This window comes from Brevundimonas sp., assembly GCF_036676055.1.
GTDB lineage: Bacteria > Pseudomonadota > Alphaproteobacteria > Caulobacterales > Caulobacteraceae > Brevundimonas.
This window is the reverse complement of the sequence record NZ_JAKFDS010000083.1, coordinates 18,457-40,027: the sequence shown is the minus strand read 5'-3', so window position 1 is coordinate 40,027 and position 21,571 is coordinate 18,457. Positions and strand designations below refer to the sequence as shown.

The following is a 21,571-nucleotide window of genomic DNA, read 5'->3' as shown; positions in this document are numbered from 1 at the left end:
AGTCTCGATCAAGCGGCGGAGAGGGCGGCGTCCATCAGCGCCTGTGGGACCGGCATCAGCTTCGGTCCATCGGTCCAGACCAGGGCCGCCTCGACCGGCCGATCCGGATACAGCCGCCTGAGAACTGCGGCATAGACCGCCAGCTGCAGCACATAGGCCGGGTCTGCGTCCTCTATGCGATCCGGGGCCGGACGATTGGTCTTGTAATCGATCACCAACACGCGTTCGGGCGTGATCACCAACCGGTCGATGCGGCCCGAGACGGCGATGCCCGGCGGAAGCTCTGGAGCCCCACCCGACAAGGCGATCTCGGCGCGTGAGCCGGGCCCGAACACCGGGGCGAAGCGGGCGTCGTCCAGTACGGAGAGGGCTGCGGCGATCATTTCGGCGCGCTGCGCGTCAGCCAAGTCCCGTTCCCGGGATAGCAGGCGGGCGGCGGCGGCGGTGCGCTCTGTCGGGTCAAGGTCGGGCAGGCGCTCCAGCAGCCGGTGGATCAGGTCGCCGCGCCGGAACCGTCCAAGCGGCGCCCCCGGCCCGGGGGCGGTCGCCAGCGGCGAGGGGGCGGGGATGCGGATCGTCCCCTCCATCTGCGACGGCGCGGCGTAGCGGGCGCCTCGGTCGGACGCGGGCGGCGAACTGGCCCAGGCGGGCAGGGCGGTTCCCGTCGTAGCATCGGCGCGGCCGGGCGGGAGCCGGGCTGGGTCGGCGCCGTACCGCCGGACGCCGTCGGCGACATCCCGGACCTCGTCCCCGAGCCGGTCGAAGGCCTCGGTCAGGACGTCCCACCAGCTGCGCTCGTCATAGCCGAGCTTCGAATTTCCGCACGCCCGGCCCAACAGGATCAGCCGGTCGCGGGCCCGGGTGAGGGCGACATAGAGCAGGCGCAAGGTCTCGGCGTCGGTGCGCGCCCGGCGGGCCTCCCGCGCAGCCTTCGAGGCCTCGCAGTCCTCCTTCGCCGAGCCGGGGCACATCAGCCAGGCCTCCGAGCCGTCTTCCAGTGTCACCGGCATCAGGGACGGCCCCTGCGCCTTGGCGCGGGAAGTGGTGTCGGGAAGGATGACGATGGGCGCCTCCAGCCCCTTGGCCCCGTGCACGGTCATGACCCGCACCTCGCCGCGGGGACCCTCCAGCTCCCGCCTTACCTCGACGTCGGCGGCCTCCAGCAGGGCGAGGCAGGTTTCGAGGTCGACGCCGCCCCGATCCTCGGCCGCGAGCACCTGGTTGAGGGTCTCGTCGATGGCCTCTTCGGCCTCGCGACCCAGACGGCGCAGGACGCGGGCCCGGCCCGACAATCCCAGGCCGTCGACGCGGTTGAGCAGGCCGGAGAAGAAGGCGAAGGGGTCGCGATCGCGGCTGTCGAGGGCGAAGGCCAGCAGGTCCCGGGCGTGCGACCATTCCGGCCTCTCCCCCGCCCGTTCGCGCAACTCGCGCCAAAGCTTCTTGCGGTCCTTCCCGCCGGCGAGGGCGAACAGGCTGTCCTCGGCGACGTCGCAGAACGGGCTGCGCAGGACCCCGGCGAGGCTGAGGTCGTCGTCGGGAAACAGGGCGAAGCGGGCGAGGGCGATAAGGTCGTCGAAGACGATGTGCGAGGACAGCTTCAGCCGGTCGGCCCCGGCCACCGGCACGCCGGCGGTCTTCAGGGCCCGGATGATCTCCTCGAAGGTGGCGTCGCGGCGGCGCACGAGGATCAGGAAATCACCATAGCCGCAGGGGCGTTGTTCGCGCGACTTGCGGTCGTACACCGCCTCGCCGGTCTCGACCTGACACCGGATCTCGGCGGCGAGCCGGGCGGCCAGCTGTTTGCGGCCGCTCGTGCCGGGCTCCTGATCGACCGGGTCCCAGACGTCGGGCTCAGGCGGCTTGATGTCCTCGAACAGGGGCCACAGGTCGATGCTTCCCCGCTGGCCTTCGCGTTTGGCCAGGTGCGGCGGGATGGCGGCGATCTGCTCGCCGACGAGGGCGGCGGTGCGTTCGGGACCCTCGAACACGGCGTCGACGAATTTCAGCACCTCCGGCGTCGAGCGGAAGGAGGTGGCCAGTTCGACGCCCTGGAACCGGGCCCCGGCGCCGGTGACCAGCGCGTCATAGCGGTGCGCCTCCTGACGCAGCCGCTCGGGCCGGGCCCCCTGGAAGGAGTAGATCGACTGTTTCTCGTCGCCGACCGCGAAGACGGTGCGGTCCAGCCTGCAGCCCGAGGCCGGGATCGGCGTGAAACGCTGGCTGCCCTCGCCGGCGAAGAAGCCCTCGGTCAGGGCGCGCAGGATGTCCCATTGCTGGGGTGCGGTGTCCTGGGCCTCATCGACAAGCACGTGCTCGATGCCGCCGTCCAGTTTGTACAGCACCCAGGCGGCGGAGGCCTTTTCAGTCAGCAGATCGACGGTGCGGGCGACCAGATCGCCGAAGTCGAGCGCGCCCTTCGCCGCCTTGGCCTGATCGTAGAGTCGGGCGTGGGCCTCGGCCAGGGTCAGGACGTGGACGGTGTCGGCTGCCACGCGCGCCTTCCGCATCGTCTCGAGCGCCGACAGGTATTTGAGCTGCAGATCGGCCAGGGCGGCGCCGGCCGCCGGCGGGGCCTTGGCCGTGGCCATGGATTTGCGCGGTTCGCCGCCGGTCAGGAAGACCTCGCCGAGGCCGGCGAATGTCCACGCCGCCGCGCGCATCCGGTCGGCGCATTTCTGGTCGTTGACCGAGCCGGTCGCCATGGCGGCGGCCGTCTCCAGCCACTGGTCGCGATCGAGCCAGCGCATGAAGTCCGCCTCGATCGACTCCGGCGTTTCGTCCGGGTGGGCGCCGACAAGCTTGTGTGGGCCCGGGGCTCGGCCATCAGCGACACGGGCGGTGTAGTCGGTCAGCTTGGCGCGGTCGGCCTCGACCATGGCCAGCAGCGACTGGAAGGCGCCCCAGTCCAGCTCGACCGCGAAATGGCTGTACGCCTCGCCCACCCGTCCCTCCGGGTCGGTGAGCGCCATGCGGGCCAGCGCGTCCCTCGCCTCGTGCGACAGGGCCAGCGCCGCCTCGTTCTCCAGCACCGTAAAGCCGGGGGTGACGTCGGCCTCGATCGGAAAACGGCGCAACAGCTTTTCGCAGAAGGCGTGGATGGTCTGGATCTTCAGCCCCCCCGGCGTTTCCAGCGCCTTGGCGAACAGGCGGCGGGCCTTCGACAGATCGGGGCCCGACAGGGTCGCCGGGTCGCGGCTGTCGAGGTCGGCCAGCGACCGCGCCAACTCGGCGTCGTCCATCACCGCCCAAGCGCCGAGTCGGTCGAACAGCCGCGCCTGCATCTCGGCGGCGGCGGCCTTGGTGTAGGTGACACAAAGGATCTCGCCCGGCTGGACCTCCTCCAGCAGCAGGCGGGCCACGCGGTCGACGAGGGTCGAGGTCTTTCCGGAGCCGGCGTTGGCGGTGACGAACACCGAGCGGCGCGGATCGGCGGCGGCGATCTGGCGCGGGTCGGGCAGGATGCGGGCGCTCATTCCGCGTCTCCGCCGCCTTCTCCGCCCACCACATGCCACTCCCAGACCCGGGCGAGGTGGTCGTAGTTGCCCCCGAACGAGCCCATGAACTGCGGCGCTACCCACGACAGATAGGGGGTGTCGGGGTCGTCGAAGCGGGCGATGCGGGTCTTCAGCCCCTCCAGCGCCGCCTCGGACAGGGCTACGGCCTCCTCGCCGAGGGCGCGCACCGCGGCCTGGCCGGGAACCTTGCGCCCCACCACCCGGACATAGGTCAGCTCCTCGGGCGGGATGGGGCCGATATCGGCCAGCCCCGCTCCGGCGAGGATGGCGCCGGTCAGGGTCAACTGGGGCGAGAAGCCGGACTTCACCTGTTTCGCCGACGGGATGGAGCCGGTCTTGAAGTCGAGGACCGCCGCGCCCGTGGCCGACAGCTCGATGCGGTCGGCCTTGGCCGTCAGTTTGAACGGCCCGGCCGGGGCGGGCACCCACATCTCGACCTTTTCCTCGACCCGGATTTCGACCTTGCGCGCGCGCCGTTCCGCCTCCCAGCCTGACAGCCAGCGGGCGCAGTTGCGGGCTAGCGGGGCCTCGCGCGCCATGGCCGCGTCCTCGAAGCCGTGGTGGCCCAATTCCTCCAGCAGCAGGGTCTCCAGCTGGTCGGCGCAGTCCTCCGGCAGCACCTCGGGCCAGGACACGGTCAGCCGCTCGACCGCCTTGTGCACGGCGTTGCCGCGCGCCATCGCCTCGGCCGACTGACCGGGGCGGTCCATCTGTCTCAGATTCAGGACATAGCGGGCGTAGATAGCGTAGGGATCGCGCACCCAGCGCTCGACCCCGGTGACCGGCAACTCGCGCGGGCGACGTTCGACCGGCGGTCGCGGCGCCGGGCGGCGGGCGTAGTCGGGCGCAGCGTGCGCCGGGGCGTCCAGCGCCCGGGCCTGATCGAGATGGCGCGACGGCCGCACCAGCTCGACCGGCGTGTTTTCGGCGTTCGCGCCCCGCGTCAACATCTCCAGTCGCCACAGCCAGCGCGACTTGACCGCCGGCTGGCCGCCGCGCCGTTCGGAATGGACCAATATGGCCTCGTCGGCGCAGGCGGCCTGGACGAAATCCTGCGCGGTCTGGCCGAGGCGGCGCTCGGGTGGCGGCAGGCCGAGGGCCTTGCGCATCGGCCGAGACAGGAAGGGATCGGTCGGGGCGGCGTTGGGCCAGACGCTCTCCTCCAGCCCGGCCAGGATCATCCGGTCGGCGCGCACCAGCCGGGCCTCGATGGCGCCGAGAATGCGCAGGCGCGGCTGATTGGCCCCGCCGGTACGCACCGTCTCCTCAGTCAGCAGGGTGCGGACCAGTTCGGCGAAATCAGCTCGCGAGACCTCGCCCAGCGCAGCGCCGCCGTCGATCAATCCGGCCAGAAGCGCAGCGGCGGCCTCGCCGTCGGGGCCGGCCCAGGCGTTCTGGCCTGCCAACATCTCGATCAGCTGCGTCAGGGCGCGGGCGGCGGCGTCCAGCGGCGCCTCAGGGACGAAGGGCGCGCGGGCGGTGTCGGACAGCCGCTCCAGCCGGTTGAGCAGGGCGCGGGCGGCGGCGACCCGCTCGACCGTGCCCGTCGAGCGCGGGCGGCCATCGTCGCGCGGTTCGCTGGCCTTGAGCAGAGTCCGACGAGCCCGGGCCCAGTCCCGCAGGCGCGGTCCGCGCAGGGCGTGCTCCTCCAGCGCCTTGATCGCCGTTGCGGGGTCCGCGTCTTCGAGGTCGAGACGGACCAACGGGTGTTTGAGCAGGCCGAGCAGGACGTGTGGGTCGAGCGGCGTGGCGATGAAGCGGGCGGCGAGCTCGACCAGACGGCCCGCCGGCATGCGCGACAGCGGCTGACCCGAGGAATTGTCGGCGACCACGCCCCAGCGTTCCAGACGGGCGGCGACGCGGCGGCCCAGCGCCAGGTCGGGAGTGACGAGGGCGCAGGTGCGGCCGGGGGTTTCCAGCGTCTCGCGCATCATCAGGGCCAGGGTCGCGGCAGCGTCTTCCTCGGCCTGGACGGTGATCACCGAAAGCCCTTCCAGACCTTGCGCGATCGGGTCGGCGGAGCGGGTGCTGAAAGCGTCAGCGCGCAGGTCGCGGATCAGGGCCCGCCAGTCGTCGGTGGCCTCGGCCGGGCGCAGCGCCTCGTTGAGCAGTCGTTGTCGCGCGCGGCCGCGTGTCCCGGCGGCGGGATCGATGGCCGGTTCGAACCACGTCCGCACGGCCTCGCGCTCCACCTCGTGCCGGTCGAGCAGACGCCACAGGGCATTCTGGGGGTGCTGTTCGTTGTCCCTCAGCTGGGACCAGACGGCCGGATCGAGGTCGCGGTCGAGGCCAGGCAGGACGACGCAGCCTTGCGGCGCATTGGCCACGGCGGCGAGGACATCGGCGGCGGCGGGGGCTGTGCCGGTCGAGCCGGCGGCGATGACCGGCTGGGTCGGCGGCCGTTCGCTCCAGGCGTCGGCGAGCAGGCGCAGGAGCCTGGCACGGCGCCAGGCCGGGTCGACCAGCCCCAGGGCCGCCAGCCGTTTCGGCCACGCCTCGACGGCGAGACCGAGGAAGCGCGCCGACTCCTGCCAGTGCTCGGCCAGGTCGCCCTCTACCAGGGTGGCCACCCGCTGCAGGTCCGTGATCTCTTCCAGCTGGCAGGAGTCGAGGAAGCCACCCAGCGCGTCAGCCAACTCCAGGGCTCGCAGCGGGGCGAGACCGGGACGGAAATCCTCGACGATCATCCGCGCCATCTCGAAACGGCGGGTCAGGGGGGCGATGGCCGGCGGCAGGTCGAGGCCCAGCTCGCCGGGCGCGAACGGCGGCTCGTCCTCCTCGAGATCGCCCAGCGGCCGGACCTGCGGCAGCAGAACCGGCCGGTCGCCGGCGAGCTTGGTCAGGGCGCTGGTGAACGCGCGCGCGGAGCGACGGTTGGGCAGCAGGATGACGGCGTCGGACAGGGCCTCCGGCGGGTGTTCGCCGAGCCAGTCGAGCACCCCGGCGGCGAGGTCCTCGAGGAAGGGGCGGCGCGCCTCGATGGCGTACCAGCGCGGTCCGGAAGGCGCGAACGGGTCGAACCGGGCCGTCATCCCGCCCCGGCCAGTCTGGCCTCGGCCTCGTCGCGCGCCTGTGGGTCGCCGACGTGCATCCAGTCGCCATCCAGCACGCAGCCGAACAGCCGGCCCGCGGCGGCCGACCTGCGCCACAGGCCGCTGAGCGAGAACGGACCGTCCGGCCCGCCAGCGACGTAGTCGGGGCGGCAGATGTGGACGCCCATGTAGGCGAAAGGGGCCTCGGCAGCGTCGCCGCGGAAGATCAGGCGGCCGTCCCCGGCGAGGAAAAAGTCGCCGCCGCCCTCGAACCCGATGGATCCCTCGCGCCGGGCGAGCAGCAGGGCTGCGTCCATGATTGATGGATTCCACAGGCGCGCGAGTTGATTCAGGGCCGAATTCCCCTCGCGGCCATTGTCGGTCCAGACGCTGTCGATATTGGCCACGAACACAGGGTCGGGGCCCAGCAGCGGCGCCGCCTTCTTCAGCCCGCCGCCGGTTTCCAGAAGTTCGGCGCGCTCGTCGGAGATGACGACGGCTGGCCCGCGGCCGCGGGCCGCCAGATGCCGCTCCAGCCGGTCGGCGAACCAGTGGACGTTGACCACCGCCCGCTCGACCCCCGCCTCGGCCAGCCGGTCCAGCACGTGATCGATCAGCGGCCGTCCCGCCACCTCGACCAGCGCCTTGGGCCGGTCGTCGGTCAGCGGCCGCATGCGGGTGCCGAGCCCCGCGGCCAGCACCATGGCGGTCGTGGGCGCTGTCATCGACGCAACTCCGCCGGGACCCAGGTGTCGAACCACGCCCGAACTGCCTCTCCCGCCCGCGGGAGATTGCGTTCGAGGTGGTCCCACATGCGGGGCATGAAGGCGCGATAGCGGGGCTTGCCGTCGCGCACGACAAGGCGGGCGAAGACGCCCAGAATCCGCGCCTCGTTCAGGGCCGCGAGGGCCGCATATGACCGCATGAACGCCTCCCGGTCGATGGTCGGGCGAAGGCTGAAATAGTGATCGAGCGCCTTCGCCTCCAGCGTCGACGACACATCGCGCCGGGCGTCCTGCAACAGCGAGTGCAGATCCCACGACGGGTGGGCCCGCACGGCGTCCTGAAAGTCAATCATGCCCACCCGGGCCGCCCCGGTCCGGTCGGGCAGCCAGATCAGGTTCTCAGCGTGATAGTCCCGGTGAGCCACGACCGAGGCCAGCCGCTCCGCATCCTCGACCAGCGGCGCCCAGGCGGCGTCCCATTCGGCCAGCGCCTGATCGGTGAAGACCAGGGCCGGGTTGAACCGGGGCATCCATTCGACGAACAGGTCCGCCCCGCCTTTCAGCGCTACTGCGTCATAGGTCTGCAGCGGCCAGTCGCCGGCCGCGCCGGTCAGGACCTCCGGCGTTCCCGTCTCGTGCAGGACGGCCAAGGCCTCGACGGCCGCGAGATACAGCGGTTCCTCGGCCTCGCCCGCCTCGATGACCCGGGCGAACAGGTTGTCGCCGAAGTCTTCCAGCACGGCGAGGCCGGCGGCGGCGTCGACGGCGACGATCTCCGGCGCCGACAGGCCGAGCGAGCGCAGATGGGCGGCGACCGCCGCGAAGGCCTCGATCCGGCCGGCGGACAGGCGGGCCACCGCGTTCCAGCCCTCAGTTCTGCGGCGCTCGGGAGACCACGACGGGTCACAGGGTTGGGACTCCGCCGCGGGCGCCTGGTCCATCAGCATCAGAGTCGTTCCTGCCGCCGTGGTCAGCCGCTCGTAACGCCGGGTCGAGGCGTCCCCGGGGAGGGGCGCGCGAGCCGCCTCGCCGAGGCCGGCGGCCGCGAGGAAGTCGAGGCGCTGTTGTTCGCGGTCAGACATGGAGGTCCTTCAGCTTGCTTTCCCACGCCCCTGCGCCGGAAACGGTCGCAACGCGGCCCGGGCCGTCTTCGGACAGGGATACGATCAGCCGGTCGGGCCCGAGCCACGCGGACGGGTCGTCGCCCAGCCGCTCGGGCCATTCGATCACGGCGCACCCCTCGTCCAGGGCTTCATCAAGCCCGATCTCGACCGCCTCTTCCGCCCGGGTCAGGCGGTAGAGGTCGAAATGCGCGACTGGCGGCTCGCTGTCGTAGAACTGCACGAGGGTGAAGGTCGGCGAAGGCACGTCCTCGTCGGGGCGGGTCAGGGCGCGGATCAGGCCCCGCGCCAGGGTCGACTTGCCCATGCCCAGCGGGCCGTACAGCAGCACGGTCTCGCCCGGCGCCAGCAGCGGCGCGATGCTCGCCCCCAGACGCGCGGTGGCGTCGGAGTCCTTCAGCGCCAGAGTCAACTCCGGCTCAGGCAAAATCGGCGTCCGGCTGGCTGGGCAGCACCCGTTCCGTAAAGGCCTTGAGGGCGTAGGTGGCGCGCGCCGCGTCGATATCGAGCCGCGCTGGCGGGATCGGTTTTCCGACCTTGAGGAAGAACCGCTTGCGTTTCTTGTTCAGCAACTCGTGGAACAGGGTCACGTCGCGCAACTCCTGCGACACCCGGTCGAACATGTGGAACAGGCGCGAGTGCGGTCCGGCCACGTGGATCGGCACGATCGGGGCGTCGTGCCGCCGCGCCAGCGAGGCGGCGGTCGGGGCCCAGTCGGGATCGGTCACCGAACCGTCCCGCGCCACACGCGCCAGTCGGCCGGCGGGGAACATGACGAGACAGCGCTCGCTCTCGAAGGCCTGTTTCGCCGCCAACAAGGTGGCCCGGGTCTTTTCCCGGGTGCGCTTTTCGACCACCCACTCGACCGGGATGACGGTCTCGCCCAGTCGGGGCGAGACGCGCAGGGCGTCGGCGTTGGCGAAGAAGACCGCGTCCTGGCGGCGCGCCCGGATGGCGTCGAACACCGCGATGCCGTCGGCGATCCCGGTCGGATGATTGGCGACGACGATGCAGCGGCCCGTCGACGGAATCCGGTCGGGGTTCATCACCGAAACCTTCAGGTCCAGCAGGTCGCTCATATAGTCGAGCGCCTCGGCTCCCGAGAGCGGCCGCACCGCGTCCGCCATCCGGACGGCATGCCGGTAGTTCAGCAGTTTGTAGAGAAACGGCCGGGCCAGCGGCCACGCCGCCGATCGCGTCAGCCGGGGCGCGCGCTCGGCAATCAGCACATCGCAGATGTGCGGCTCGCGGGTTCCGGGCGGGGTCAGGGCGGCGGCGGTCATGGGCCCCGGTTGTCGCCGGTCCCGGGACGCTCCGCAAGCCGGGAGACACGCGCGCGAGCGGGGCGGCATTGACGCGCGGCTCCCGCGGCGCCACCCCTTCGCGCCTGAAAACACATAACGCCGAGGACCCAAGCGCATGATGTCCGTGACCCGCCTCCTGACCGGCCTCAGCGCCGTCGCCCTGCTCGCCGGCGCCGCCCTGCCTGCCCTGGCGGAAGCGCCCGCCGCGCCGCCTGCGGCCGCGACCGCTCCCGCCCAGGCCGCCGAGGCGTTCAACTATCGCGACATGATCAGCGCCAACCGGCTCGGCGATCCACAGGTGTCCCCGGACGGACGCTGGGTGGTCTATTCGGTGACCGCGACCGACGTGGAGGCCAACCGGCGCGCGGGGTCGCTGTACGTCATGGACTTGCAGGACCCCGGCGAGGGCCGACGGTTGGCGATCAGCGAGGGCGGCGTCAACACGGCGCGCTGGGGATCGGATGGCAAGCTGTATTTCCTGTCGGGCCGATCGGGCTCCAGCCAGGTCTGGCGCGCCGACGCCGACGGGACCGCACCGGTCCAGGTCACCGACCTGCCGCTCGACGTCAACGCCTACCGGCTGAGCCGCGACGCCGGCAAGGTGGTGGTGTCCCTGTCGGTTTACCCGTCATGCGCTGACCTGACCTGCACTGTGGATCGCCAGAAGGCCGAGGGAGACCGCAAGAGCACCGGCCAAGTCTACGACCGCATGTTCGTGCGCCACTGGGACACCTGGAACGACGGAACCCAGAATCATCTCTTCGTGGTCAACACCGATGGCTCGGGCGATCCGGTCTGGGTGACGAAGGGTTTTGACGGCGACACCCCGTCCAAGCCGTTCGGCGACGAGGGCGAGTTCACTTTCACGCCTGACGGCGATGCGGTGGTGTTTTCGGCCCGGCTGGCCGGCCAGAGCGAGCCATGGAGCACCAATTTCGACCTCTGGCGGACCAACGGCCTGAGCGGCGACGGCACGTTTGAGAACCTGACGGACGACAACGACGCCTGGGACACCGGCCCGGTGTTTTCGCCGGACGGCCGAACCTTGGCCTACCGAGCCATGGCGCGTCCGGGCTTCGAGGCTGACAAGTACGCCATCTTCCTGCGCGACATGGACACGGGTCAGGTGCGGCAGATCGCGGCCAACTGGGACCGGTCGGCCGACAGCCTGCAATGGTCGCGTGACGGGAACACCCTCTACGCCACTGCCGGAGACGTCGGCCAGACCCGGATCTTTTCGATCGACACGCGCAATGGGGTGGTCACGCCGGTGACCGGACCCGGCCACGTGTCGGCCTTCCAGCAGACGCCTTCGGGCTTCGTCTTCGCCCAAGATTCCCTGACCCGGCCGAGCGAGCTGTATGTGAAGACCTTCCTCGGTCGCGAGATGCCGCGCCGCATCACCAACGTGAACCCGCAACTCGACGACAAGGCGTTCGGCGAGGCGGAGCAGTTCTCCTTCGAAGGCTGGAACGGCGAGACGGTGCACGGCTATGTCATCAAGCCGGCCAACTACGTTGAGGGGCGGAAATATCCGGTCGCCTTCCTGATCCACGGCGGACCGCAGGGCTCGTTCGGCAATAGCTGGTCATACCGCTGGAATCCCTCGACCTACGCCGGGGCCGGCTATGCGGTGGTGATGATCGACTTCCACGGCTCGACCGGCTACGGCCAGGCCTTCACCGACGCGATCAGCCAGCACTGGGGCGACCGCCCGCTGGAGGACCTGCAGAAGGGCTGGGCCCACGCCCAACAGGCCTACCCCTTCCTCGACGGGGACAACGCCTGCGCCCTCGGCGCCTCCTACGGCGGCTATATGATCAACTGGATCGCCGGCAACTGGCCGGGCGAGTTTGACTGCCTGGTCAATCACGATGGCGTCTTCGACACCTTCGGCATGGGCTATTCGACCGAGGAGCTGTGGTTCACCGAGTGGGAGTACGGCGGAACGCCCTGGGAGAATCCGCGGGGCTATCAGCAGTTCAACCCCGCCAATCACGTGCAGAACTGGCGTGATCCGATGCTGGTGGTCCAAGGCGACCGCGACTTCCGCATCCCTACGGCCCAGAGCCTCTCTACCTTCACCGCCTTGCAGCGGCGCGGCATCGAGAGCCGGTTGGTCGTCTTCCCGGACGAGAACCACTGGGTGCTGAAGCCCGCCAACAGCCTGCAGTGGCACACCGAGGTGTTCGGCTGGCTGGACAAGCATCTGAAGCCGGCGGAGTAGGGCCGGGTTCAGGCGGACAGCAAAGGGCGCTTCCGGCCGGAAGCGCCCTTTTCACATCAGGCGTGGATCAGGGAACGCGCGCCTGGGCGGTGGTGGCGTCGCGCAGCCGGGCGTGTTCACGTTCGGTGATGCAGCGCGGGGCGGACCAGGCCGGGTCGGAGGGCCGGACCCGCATCGCCTCTTCGGCGGTGATGAAGACCGGCGCCGCGCCGTGCTCGCGGGTGAAGGCCCTTCGGGTCGCCGCATCCGTATCGCAGATCATCACAGCCCGATTGGTCTGACGCGCGTCGCTCGCCTTGCGCTGGTTGAGCGCCGCTGTCGGGCTGGCCGCCGAAAGGGCGACGCCAGCCGCCAGACCCACGGCGAAAAAGGTGCGGATGGTGCGCATGGGAACCTCCAGATCGCCTGAAACGGCTCAGGTCCAAGTGCGAATGATGCGCCGATCTCCCGCAATGTAAATATTATACGACAGTTCGAAGTATGAAATTTTACAATCGGGGCTGCGGCCCCGGCTGCGCCTTTCGTCCCGTTCGCGCGTTGAGTGAGCTCCGACGGAGTCTACGCTTTGCGCAACCCGCTGAAAGACAACCCGAACTGGCTGGTCGTGAGGGATCGGGCGCTGGTCCCGGCCGGCGTCCGCGCGCGCGCATGGCGCGACTGGGTCGTGGCCAACGATCCGCTCTATGCGGCGGCCCGCCGCCCGGCCCTGCCCGAGAAGATCGCCGCGAGCATCACCCTGGTGCTGATCGCCGCCATCGTACTGTTTTTGCTGTTGTTCGACTGGAACATGCTGCGCGGTCCAATCGGCCGCTGGGCGTCGGCGGAATATGATCGGGAAATCCAGCTCAACGGCGACCTCGACGTCAATCTGTTCAGCTGGACCCCCTCCGCCCATGCGCGTGGCCTGCGTATCGGCGGCCCTGACTGGGCGCTGGAGCGGGACACGCTGACGGTCGAGGACCTGCGCGCCTCGGTGCGGCTCCGGGCCCTTCTGGGCGGGCATCTGGAAATGCCGCTGGTTGCGGTGACCCGCCCGCGTGCGGTGCTGATCTCGACCGAGGACGGCCGACAGAGCTGGCGGCTCGACCCGGATGCGCCCGATGACGGCCGAGGGCTGAAACTGCCGCCAATCAACAGGCTGTTGATCCAGGACGGCCAGATCACGCTCGACGAACAGGGCCGCAACATCAAGCTCGAGGCAACGATCAACGCCCGGGAGGGCTCGGACGAGCAGGCCGGCTTCCATCTGGACGGCAGGGGCACGGTCAACGGCACGCCGCTGACCGTGATGGTCCGCGGCGGCCCCTTCATCAACATCCGGCGCAACCGGCCGTACACCTTTCAGGGAGAGATCGCGGGCGTCGGCACGCGGCTGATCGCCGACGGGTCGATCACCCGGCCCTTCGACCTTGGCCATTTCAACGCCACCCTGCGCATGCAGGGGCGGGATCTGGCCGACATCTATCTGTTGACCGGCATCACCACGCCCAACACCCCGCCGTATCGCCTCACCGGCAAGCTGACGCGGGACAACGCCAAATTCACCTTCGCCGACTTCAGCGGTCGCGTCGGCTCGTCTGATCTGGCGGGGGACGTGCTGGTGAACAGGGTCGATGACCGACTCCGCGTCGAGGCCGACCTTCGCTCCCGCCTTCTCGATATCGACGACCTGATGGCGGTGCTGGGGGCGAAGCCCCGGGTCACGTCCAGCGGGGACACGGTGGTGAGCTCTGGCGCCCCCGGGCGCCTGCTGCCCGACGCCCCACTGAATGTCGATCGTCTGCGGGTGATGGACGGGACGCTGCGTTTCAAGGCGGCGCGGGTCAAGAGAAACGATCTGGATGTCCGCCAGGTCGACATCGGGGCGGACCTCAAGAGCGGCATCCTCAACCTCGATCCGGTGGCCTTCGCCTTCAACCGCGGTGAACTGCGCGGCACGGCGAAGATCAACGCGACCCGCGACACGCCCTACAGCGCCGTCGACTTCCGTCTGCGCGGCTATCCGCTGGAATCGATCATTCCCGCCCGCAACGGGGTTCCCACGGTGACGGGACGGGCGCTGGGACGGGCGCGGCTGGAAGGATCGGGGGCCTCCATCCACGACTTCGCCGCCGGCTCGAAGGGAACGATCAGCCTGGTCGTCCCGCAAGGCCGGATGCGCGCCGCCTTCGCCGAACTGATGGGGGTCCACGTGCTCGCCGGACTGTTCAAGCTCGACGACGCCTCGACGGCCGAGATCCGCTGCGCCGTGGCCGATTTCACGGTCAGCGGCGGAACTGCCACGGCGAAGACCTTCGTCGTCGACACCACCCCGGTCCTGGCCCGGGGCAGCGGCACGATCGATCTCGGGGCCGAGACCATCAACCTGCGCATCGACGGCGAGACCAAGGAGCCGCGTCTGGTCCGGTTGTGGGCCCCTATTCTGGTGCAGGGGCCCCTGACCGGGCCCAAGGTGGATATTGACCGCGGCGCGGTGGCGGCCCAGGTCGGCGTCGGCGCCATTCTGGGAGCCTTGGTCAATCCGTTCGCGGCCCTGGCCGCCTTTGTCGATCCGGGTCTCGCCGAAGACGCCAACTGCGGCGCCCTGATCTCCTCGGCGAGGTAATTGAGCCGAAACCGCGCTTCGTGCGTATCTTGGCGACAGTTCGCCGGATGCGAGATTCGATGACCCGAAGAGGATTCCTGGTTCCCGCCGCCGCCGCCCTGGCCTCCGCCTGTTCGCCGCTGGCCGCGCTGAACGCGCTCGGCCCCCGCGATGGCGGCGCCCGGCGGCTCGCTCGCGGCCTGTCCTATGGTGACGATCCGCGTCAGCGCATGGACCTGCTGGGCCCGACAGCGGCGGCGGCGAAGCCGTGGCCGGTGCTTGTCTTCTTCTATGGCGGCGGCTGGGATTCGGGCTCGCGGGCCCACTACGGCTGGGCGGCCCATGCGCTGGCGGCGCGCGGCTTCGTTGTCGCAGTGCCGGATTACCGGCTCGTCCCGACCGTCCATTTCCCCGGCTTCATCGAGGACGCGGCGGCGGCGACCGCGAGGGCGGCCGAGCTGGCCGGAACCTGGGGCGGCGATCCGGCCCGGCTAGGCGTTCTCGGCCATTCGGCGGGCGCCCATCTGGCGATGATGATCGCGCTGGACCGGCGCTACATGGAGGGCGCCGGCGCGCCGGGACTGATCAAGGCGGCGGCGGGGCTGGCCGGGCCGTACGAATTCTTGCCGCTCGATGTCCCGGCGTCGATCAACGCCTTCGGCCGCGCTCCCGACCTGACCCTGACTCAGCCGGTCACTTTCGTGCGTGCCGACGCCCCGCCGTTGTGGCTGGGCCACGGGACCGACGACGAGGTGGTCCATGCCGAGGACACGACCATCCTGTGTGAGCGGATGACCGCCGCCGGCGGGCGTTGCGAGGCGACTCTCTACACCGGCCTGAATCACGCCGACCTGATCGCGACCTTCTCGCCGCTGTTCCGCAAGAAGGCCCCGGTGCTGGACGACGTCAGCGCCTTCCTGCAGCGTGAGCTGGCCTGACGTGCTCAAGCCTCGCCATTGTCATCTTCATCCGGTATCGGAGGCCATGACAGAAACGATGACAGCACAGGCGGCGCTGGACCGCCTCGAAACCCTCTACGACGAAGCCGTCGCCAACCTGCGCGGCGCGGTGCGGACCTTTCTCGCCACCGGCGAACGGCCGGACCCTGAAGCCCGGGCGCGCGGCCTGTTTTCCTATCCCCGGCTGCGGGTCAGCTGGTTCGGCGACCGGCCCGCCAACCTCGCCAGTCGCGCCTACGCCCGCCTGTCGCGGCCTGGCGTCTACGCCACCACGATCACGCGCCCCGAGCTGTTCCGGCCCTATCTGACCGAGCAACTGGGCCTGCTCGAAGCGGACTATGGCGCCACCTTCGATGTCGGCCCGTCGGACCAGGAGATCCCCTTCCCCTATGTGATGGACGGTTCGGACGTCGCTCTGGACCGCAGCCAGACGGCCGCGGTGGCGCGCTACTTCCCGACCACCGACCTGGCCCACATCGGCGACGAGATCTCGGACGGGCTGTTCGATCTCGGCGAGGAATTCCCGCTGTCCCAGTTCGACGGCCTGCGCACCGACTTCTCCCTCGCCCGGCTGCGCCACTACACCGGCACGCCGGTGGAGGATGTGCAGAGCTACATCCTGTTCACCAACTACAATCGCTACGTCGATGAGTTCGTGCGCTGGGCCTGCGAACAGCTGGCCGATCCGGAAAGCCCCTATGAGACCCTGTCCTGCGCCGGCGGGGTGATCATCACCCGCGACACGCCTAATCCCGAGCAGGCGGTCATGGATGCGGCCTGGAAGAAGCACCAGATGCCGGCCTACCACCTGACCGCGCCGGGCTGGAACGGCATCACCCTGGTCAACATCGGCGTCGGCCCGTCCAACGCCAAGACCATCTGCGACCACCTGGCCGTCACCCGGCCCCACGCCTGGATGATGATCGGCCACTGTGGCGGCCTGCGCGACAGCCAGATCATCGGCGACTACGTCCTGGCCCACGCCTATCTGCGCGACGACCATGTGCTGGACGCGGTGCTGCCGCCGGACATTCCCATCCCGTCGATCGCCGAGGTCCAGCGGGCCCTCTATGACGCGGCCAAGATGGTCTCCGGCGCCCCGGGCGAGGAGGTCAAACGGCGACTGCGCACCGGCACGGTGGTGACCACCGACGACCGCAATTGGGAGTTGCGCTATTCGAAATCGGCCCAGCGGTTCAACCAGAGCCGGGCCGTCGCCATCGACATGGAAAGCGCCACCATCGCCGCCCAAGGCTATCGCTTCCGGGTGCCCTATGGGACCCTGCTGTGCGTCTCGGACCGGCCGCTGCACGGAGAGATCAAACTGCCGGGTCAGGCCAACCGCTTCTACGAGGGCTCGATCTCGGAACACCTGCAGATCGGCATCCAGGCGGTCGACCTGCTGCGAGCGGAGGGCAGTCGCCTGCATTCGCGCAAGCTGCGGGCCTTCGACGAGCCGCCCTTCCGCTAGGCAGCCTACTTCTTCAGCCGCTTTGCATTGGCGACGGCGGCGGCGTGGATCGGGGCGAGGGTAGCGGCCTGAAGCTTCAGCATCGTGGAGCCGAGGGCCCAGCTGTCGCTGACGGCGCGGCCCATCGCGGCCGTCGCCCAGCGGCCCTGGGCCAGGGCGGCCTCGACCGGCGTGCCGGCGGTCAGGACCGCATTGAACGCCCCTTGCGCCGCCGCGGTCTCGCGGGCGGCGACGGCGGCTGTGGTCGCGGCCAGGTTCATGGCGCCGTTGAGGCCGGCGCTGGCCGAGGCGGTCAGGGCCTCGACCTTCTCCGAGCCCATCAGGCTCATTTCGCGCAAGTCGGCCTTCAGCGGGTCGCGCACCGCCTCGGCGACGATCTCGAGGCGACGCGCGATGACGTCCCCCGAGGCCTGAAGCAATTCATGCCCGGCGAGGGCCGTGCGGGTCGCCTGTTTGATCGGTGTCATACGGCGACCGTGCGCGCCAATGGTGTTTACGGCAAGACCTCGGCCGCGAAGTCGGCGACGTCCTTAAGCAGCGCCGGCACGGCGGCGTCGATGATCTCCTGACCCTTCGCCGGGCTGGCCAGCAGCGGATCGGAGCCGATGCGGCCGTCGGGGAAGCGGGCCCGGTAGTCGAGGGCGTCGCGGATCGGACCGACCGGGGCGATCCTCGGGTTCAGTTCGGCGGTCTTGATGCGGTCGGGGTAGGCGGCCTGGGTGACGGCGATCTCGGAGGGGGTGGCGTGCATACCGTGGCCAGTCGGGAACATCTTCGTGCACAGGCTGTGCACGCCGGGCAGGTCCCACCAGTTCTTCAGCTTCAGAACGAAGGGCGGCTGTTCCTCGGCGAAGGACCAGTCGGCGTAGATCTCGGCGAAGGTCGCCTCGATGGTCGCGACGTTGCCGCCATGGCCATTGAGGAAATAGATCCGCTCGAAGCCGTGCCGGCTCAGCGACGAGACCCAGTCGGTGATCGCCGCCATGAAGGTCGAGGGCCGCAGGCTGATGGTGCCGGCGAAGGCCAGGTGATGCTGGGCCATGCCGATGTTGAAGGTCGGGGCCACGACCAGCTGTTCGTCCTGCTTCTCGGCGGCGTGGGCGATGATCTCGGGGCACAGCCAGTCGGTGCCCAGCAGGCCGGTCGGCCCGTGTTGCTCGTTCGAGCCGATGGGGACGACCACGGTCTTCACGGTCTTCAGCCGCGCATCGATCTCGGGCCAGGACGACAGGTGAATCAGCATGGGAACACTCTCCGGCGGGAACCATGCGCGCTCTACCTGCTTCGTTCGGGTCCGTCACCCGTCGAGGTCAGGGGGCGAACGCCCTCAGGAACCGCCGGGCCGTTTCGGCGGCGCGGGTGTCGCGGTCGAACGGCGGATGCGGCACGCCCAGCACGCCGCGGAGGTGCCCGTGTCCAAGCACCATGCCTGCGAACATTTCGGCCGCCGCGTCCGGGTCGGGGACCGCCAGTGCGCCTGTCCGGTGCTGCTCCGCCAGCCATGCCGAAAGCCGCCGCAGGCTCTCGCGCGGACCGGCCTCATAGATGGCCAGCGCCACCTCCGGCGCATGCGGAGACATCAGGGCGACACCGCGCATCGACGCCTTGCCGTCTTCGCCGACGATCTTGTCCAGCAGCACGGCCGCAAGCGTGGTCAGCACCGTCTCCGGATCGCCGCCGTCGCGCAGGGGGGCGCTGATGGCGTCGGAGCGGCGGCCCGCCAACGCCCGTCCGATCTCCAGCTTGGACGGAAAGCGGTTGTAGAGGGTCTGGCGCGACACCCCGGCGCGCCTTGCTATGGCGTCCATGGAGACGCCGCCGCCCTGTTCGGAGAACAGGGCCTGCGCGGCCTCGAGGATCGCCTCGGTCTTGGTCTCGTCGACCTGTCCGCGAACCCGGGCCATCAGTGCGCCTCCACGGGCGGGGCGTTGGCCGGGACCTTCACCGGCTTCGCCATCAGCGTGACGAAGGCGGCGGCGGCGCAGCCGATCGCCAGCATGGCGAAGGCGTCGCCGAAGGCCAAGGTCGTCGCCTGGAGGTTCAGCATGCCGTATACCGCCTTCATCGCGGCCCCGGCCGGGTCCAGAGAGCCCGCGAACCGCTCCTGCATGGCCGCCAGCAGGCCCAGCATGCCAGCGTTGGTGCTGGTGATGTTCTGGGTCAGCTCGCTCATGTGCAGGGCCGTATTGGTGGTCAGGGAGGTGTTCAGGATCGCCAGGCCGAAGGCGCCGCCGACGTTGCGGAACAGATTCACCAGGCCCGAGGCGTTCTTCACCATATGGGGCGGCAGGGTGGACATGGTCACCTGCTGCGAGGCGATCATCGCCATCATCACCCCGACGCCGCGCAGGGCCTGAACTCCGGCGAACTCCCAGAAGGCCCATTCCGTCGTCACCGCATGGGCGTCCCACATGGCCCAGGCGCACATCATGAAACCCGTGAACATCAGGATGCGCGGATCGATCAGACGCACGAGACGTCCGGCGAAGGGGGCGGTGGCGAACATGGCAAGGCCTGACACCACCATGGTCGTGCCGACCTCGGCCGAGGAATAGCCGCGCACCCGGCCGAGAAAGAGGGGCAGCAGGAAGGTGCCCCCGAACAGGGCCGCGCCGACGGTGAAGGTCATCACCACCCCGACCATGAAGTTGCGGTTGGCGAAGGCCCTCAGCTCGACGATCGGATTGCGGTAGCTCAACGCCCGCCAGACGAAGGCCGGGCCGGTCAGCAGCACGACCACCGCAAGCAGCAGGATGTGGTCGTCGGCGAACCAGTCGTTCTTCGCCCCTTCCTCAAGCACGAACTGCAGGCTCATCAGGAAGGTCGCCATCAGGCCCAGGCCTAACCAGTCGAACCCCTTGGTCAGCGACGGATCGCCCTTGTCGAAATTGGCGTAGCGGCCGACGAGGAACAGCACCAGCAGGCCCGGCGGCACATTGATGAAGAACAGCCAGCGCCAGCTCAGCTGTTCGGTCAGATGTCCGCCCAGCGTCGGCCCCACGGTCGGCGCCAGGGTGACGATCAGCCCCATGATGACGCTGGCGGTGACCCGCTGTTTCGGCGGGAAGGCCGTGAAGGCGACGGCGAAGACGGTCGGGATCATGGCTCCGCCGACGAAGCCCTGGATGGCGCGGAAGACGATCATCTGCTCAACCGAGGCGGACAGGCCGACGGCTACGCTCATCACCATGAAGCCGAGGCAGGAGGCGAGGAAGACGTTGCGCGTCCCCCACAAGCGCGACAGGTATCCCGACAGCGGGATCATCACGACTTCGGGGATCAGATAGGCGGTCTGGATCCAGCTGATCTCGTCGGCCGAAGCGCCCACCCCGGCCTGGATCTGCGGCAGGGACGAGGCCACGATCTGGATGTCGAGGATGGCCATGAACTGGCCGATCACCATGCCGGCGAAGCCGAGCAGCAGAATGGCCCAGTTGACCTGCGGTTCTTCGGCGGTCCGCGCGCCGACGCCGGCAGGCGGGGCGGCGGCGGTCATCAGGACACCGGCGAGGCGACGGCCGCGGTCTGCACCGGCGCGACGGCGGCTTCGGCGAAGCTGACCGTGCCCGCGCTCTTCAGATCGACCTTGACCTCGACCGACAGGCCGGGACGCAGGGCCGCGCCCGCGCGGCGGTCGACGCGAATGCGGACCGGCACCCGCTGGGTGATCTTGGTGAAGTTGCCCGTGGCGTTCTCGACCGGGATCAGGGCGAATTCGGAACCGGTGGCGGGGGCGAAACTGTCGATATGGCCGGTCAGGGACTCGCCCTTGAAGGCGTCGGCCTTGATCTCGACCATCTGGCCGATGCGCAGCCGACCCAGCTGGGTCTCCTTGAAGTTGGCCACAACATAGGTGTCGCCCAGCGGCACGATCGACAGGATGGCCCCGCCCGGCCGGACATATTGGCCCACGCGCACGCCGCGGGCCCCGATCACGCCGGAGACAGGCGCCCGGATCACGGTGCGCTCGAGAGCGATGCGGGCCTTGTCGACGGCGGCGCGGGCCTGTTCGACCGAGGCGACGGACTGGTCGCGGGTCGAGCCCAGCACGCGGGCAGCGCGCTGTTCGGCGACGAGGGCCGCCTGGGCCTCGGCGACCGACGCCTGGGCGGTGCGGACGCCGGCCTGCTCCGTCTCGATGCGCTGCTGCGACACCCAGCCCTTTTCGGCCAGGGCGCCGTAGCGGGCGACCTGTTGGCGGGCGAGGTCGGCCTGGGCCTCGGCCTGGCTGACGGCGGCGGCGCGGCTGGCGATCACCGCCTGCTCCTGGATGGCGCGGGCGTCGACATTCTGGACCCCGGCCTGCAGCGCTGCGAGATTGGCCTCGGCGTCGGCGAGGTTGGCTCTCGCATCGGCGTCGTCTAGCCGGACCAGCACCTGTCCCGCCGCGACCCGCTGGTTGTCGGCCACAAGAACCTCGACGACATAGCCGTCGATCTGGGGGCTCACCTCGGTGGTGTCGGCCGCGACGAAGGCGTTGTCGGTGGCCTCCCAGCGCTGCTTGCCCTGCCACCAGACGATCCCGCCGGCGATCAGGGCGAGGCCCGCGACGGCGACGACGATCAGGGGCAGACGTTTCTTCAGGGTCGGGGTCAGGGTCATGGATCGGCTCGGAATAGGCGTCCGGGGAGGA

16 protein-coding genes are annotated in these 21,571 nt (G+C 69.9%); 4 read left to right on the top strand and 12 right to left on the bottom strand.

Annotated features, from left to right (window positions below):
* Positions 1-8: 8 nt before the first annotated feature.
* The 6 genes from addA to V6M45_RS13575 are packed head-to-tail and all read right to left on the bottom strand — an operon-like array spanning position 9 to position 9,676.
* Entirely contained in the window at positions 9-3,473 is a 3,465-nt protein-coding gene (addA, locus tag V6M45_RS13600; protein ID WP_332657073.1) for a double-strand break repair helicase AddA, read from the bottom strand.
* Positions 3,470-6,547, bottom strand: a complete 3,078-nt coding sequence (gene addB, locus V6M45_RS13595) for a double-strand break repair protein AddB (protein ID WP_332657072.1) — start codon at positions 6,545-6,547, stop codon at positions 3,470-3,472. Before addB ends, addA begins: the two co-directional genes overlap by 4 nt.
* Positions 6,544-7,272: an N-acetylmuramate alpha-1-phosphate uridylyltransferase MurU gene (gene murU / locus V6M45_RS13590; RefSeq protein WP_332657071.1), complete on the bottom strand. Its 729-nt coding sequence runs from the start codon at positions 7,270-7,272 to the stop codon at positions 6,544-6,546. Before murU ends, addB begins: the two co-directional genes overlap by 4 nt.
* Positions 7,269-8,354, bottom strand: a complete 1,086-nt coding sequence (gene amgK, locus V6M45_RS13585) for an N-acetylmuramate/N-acetylglucosamine kinase AmgK (RefSeq protein WP_332657070.1) — start codon at positions 8,352-8,354, stop codon at positions 7,269-7,271. Before amgK ends, murU begins: the two co-directional genes overlap by 4 nt.
* The gene (gene tsaE / locus V6M45_RS13580; protein ID WP_332657069.1) at positions 8,347-8,805 is read right to left on the bottom strand and encodes a tRNA (adenosine(37)-N6)-threonylcarbamoyltransferase complex ATPase subunit type 1 TsaE; all 459 of its coding nucleotides are present in this window, start codon (positions 8,803-8,805) and stop codon (positions 8,347-8,349) included. The genes amgK and tsaE overlap by 8 nt, the downstream gene beginning before the upstream one ends.
* Before the next feature lie 7 nt (positions 8,806-8,812).
* Positions 8,813-9,676 carry a GNAT family N-acetyltransferase gene (locus V6M45_RS13575; RefSeq protein ID WP_332657068.1) on the bottom strand — a complete coding sequence of 288 codons (864 nt, stop codon included), beginning with the start codon at positions 9,674-9,676 and terminating at the stop codon, positions 8,813-8,815.
* 136 nt (positions 9,677-9,812) lie between these two features.
* On the opposite strand from V6M45_RS13575, the gene V6M45_RS13570 reads away from it, so the two are divergent.
* Complete coding sequence (locus V6M45_RS13570) at positions 9,813-11,924, top strand: S9 family peptidase (protein WP_332657067.1); 2,112 nt, start codon at positions 9,813-9,815, stop codon at positions 11,922-11,924.
* 67 nt (positions 11,925-11,991) lie between these two features.
* Here V6M45_RS13570 and V6M45_RS13565 read toward each other — a convergent pair whose 3' ends face one another.
* Entirely contained in the window at positions 11,992-12,312 is a 321-nt protein-coding gene (locus V6M45_RS13565) for a hypothetical protein (RefSeq protein ID WP_332657066.1), read from the bottom strand.
* Positions 12,313-12,465: 153 nt separating this feature from the next.
* Between V6M45_RS13565 and V6M45_RS13560 the strand changes: the two genes are divergently transcribed.
* The 3 genes from V6M45_RS13560 to V6M45_RS13550 are packed head-to-tail and all read left to right on the top strand — an operon-like array spanning position 12,466 to position 16,938.
* Positions 12,466-14,529 carry an AsmA family protein gene (locus V6M45_RS13560; RefSeq protein WP_332657065.1) on the top strand — a complete coding sequence of 688 codons (2,064 nt, stop codon included), beginning with the start codon at positions 12,466-12,468 and terminating at the stop codon, positions 14,527-14,529.
* 59 nt (positions 14,530-14,588) lie between these two features.
* Complete coding sequence (locus tag V6M45_RS13555) at positions 14,589-15,446, top strand: alpha/beta hydrolase (RefSeq protein ID WP_332657064.1); 858 nt, start codon at positions 14,589-14,591, stop codon at positions 15,444-15,446.
* A 46-nt stretch (positions 15,447-15,492) separates the two neighbouring features.
* A complete protein-coding gene (locus V6M45_RS13550; protein WP_332657063.1) occupies positions 15,493-16,938 on the top strand; it encodes an AMP nucleosidase in 1,446 nt (481 codons plus the stop codon).
* 5 nt (positions 16,939-16,943) lie between these two features.
* Here V6M45_RS13550 and V6M45_RS13545 read toward each other — a convergent pair whose 3' ends face one another.
* The 5 genes from V6M45_RS13545 to V6M45_RS13525 form a co-directional block, all read right to left on the bottom strand.
* Positions 16,944-17,405, bottom strand: coding sequence for a phasin family protein (locus V6M45_RS13545; RefSeq protein WP_332657062.1), 462 nt, complete (start codon positions 17,403-17,405; stop codon positions 16,944-16,946).
* Positions 17,406-17,431: 26 nt separating this feature from the next.
* Positions 17,432-18,181, bottom strand: a complete 750-nt coding sequence (locus tag V6M45_RS13540) for a creatininase family protein (protein ID WP_332657061.1) — start codon at positions 18,179-18,181, stop codon at positions 17,432-17,434.
* A gap of 67 nt (positions 18,182-18,248) precedes the next feature.
* Entirely contained in the window at positions 18,249-18,842 is a 594-nt protein-coding gene (locus V6M45_RS13535; RefSeq protein WP_332657060.1) for a TetR/AcrR family transcriptional regulator, read from the bottom strand.
* Positions 18,842-20,434 carry a DHA2 family efflux MFS transporter permease subunit gene (locus V6M45_RS13530; RefSeq protein ID WP_332657059.1) on the bottom strand — a complete coding sequence of 531 codons (1,593 nt, stop codon included), beginning with the start codon at positions 20,432-20,434 and terminating at the stop codon, positions 18,842-18,844. Before V6M45_RS13530 ends, V6M45_RS13535 begins: the two co-directional genes overlap by 1 nt.
* Positions 20,434-21,540, bottom strand: coding sequence for an HlyD family secretion protein (locus V6M45_RS13525; protein ID WP_332657058.1), 1,107 nt, complete (start codon positions 21,538-21,540; stop codon positions 20,434-20,436). The genes V6M45_RS13530 and V6M45_RS13525 overlap by 1 nt, the downstream gene beginning before the upstream one ends.
* Positions 21,541-21,571 lie beyond the last annotated feature (31 nt).

What these genes read in the sequence shown, in the direction of transcription:
- V6M45_RS13535 (WP_332657060.1), bottom strand. Translation starts at nt 18,842, where the DNA reads ATGGCCCGGGTTCGCGGACAGGTCGACGAGACCAAGACCGAGGCGATC.
- V6M45_RS13570 (WP_332657067.1), top strand. Translation starts at nt 9,813, where the DNA reads ATGATGTCCGTGACCCGCCTCCTGACCGGCCTCAGCGCCGTCGCCCTG.
- V6M45_RS13555 (WP_332657064.1), top strand. Translation starts at nt 14,589, where the DNA reads ATGACCCGAAGAGGATTCCTGGTTCCCGCCGCCGCCGCCCTGGCCTCC.
- murU (WP_332657071.1), bottom strand. Translation starts at nt 7,272, where the DNA reads ATGACAGCGCCCACGACCGCCATGGTGCTGGCCGCGGGGCTCGGCACC.
- V6M45_RS13525 (WP_332657058.1), bottom strand. Translation starts at nt 21,540, where the DNA reads ATGACCCTGACCCCGACCCTGAAGAAACGTCTGCCCCTGATCGTCGTC.
- V6M45_RS13565 (WP_332657066.1), bottom strand. Translation starts at nt 12,312, where the DNA reads ATGCGCACCATCCGCACCTTTTTCGCCGTGGGTCTGGCGGCTGGCGTC.
- V6M45_RS13540 (WP_332657061.1), bottom strand. Translation starts at nt 18,181, where the DNA reads ATGCTGATTCACCTGTCGTCCTGGCCCGAGATCGATGCGCGGCTGAAG.
- amgK (WP_332657070.1), bottom strand. Translation starts at nt 8,354, where the DNA reads ATGTCTGACCGCGAACAACAGCGCCTCGACTTCCTCGCGGCCGCCGGC.
- addA (WP_332657073.1), bottom strand. Translation starts at nt 3,473, where the DNA reads ATGAGCGCCCGCATCCTGCCCGACCCGCGCCAGATCGCCGCCGCCGAT.
- V6M45_RS13550 (WP_332657063.1), top strand. Translation starts at nt 15,493, where the DNA reads ATGACAGAAACGATGACAGCACAGGCGGCGCTGGACCGCCTCGAAACC.
- V6M45_RS13530 (WP_332657059.1), bottom strand. Translation starts at nt 20,434, where the DNA reads ATGACCGCCGCCGCCCCGCCTGCCGGCGTCGGCGCGCGGACCGCCGAA.
- V6M45_RS13575 (WP_332657068.1), bottom strand. Translation starts at nt 9,676, where the DNA reads ATGACCGCCGCCGCCCTGACCCCGCCCGGAACCCGCGAGCCGCACATC.
- V6M45_RS13545 (WP_332657062.1), bottom strand. Translation starts at nt 17,405, where the DNA reads ATGACACCGATCAAACAGGCGACCCGCACGGCCCTCGCCGGGCATGAA.
- addB (WP_332657072.1), bottom strand. Translation starts at nt 6,547, where the DNA reads ATGACGGCCCGGTTCGACCCGTTCGCGCCTTCCGGACCGCGCTGGTAC.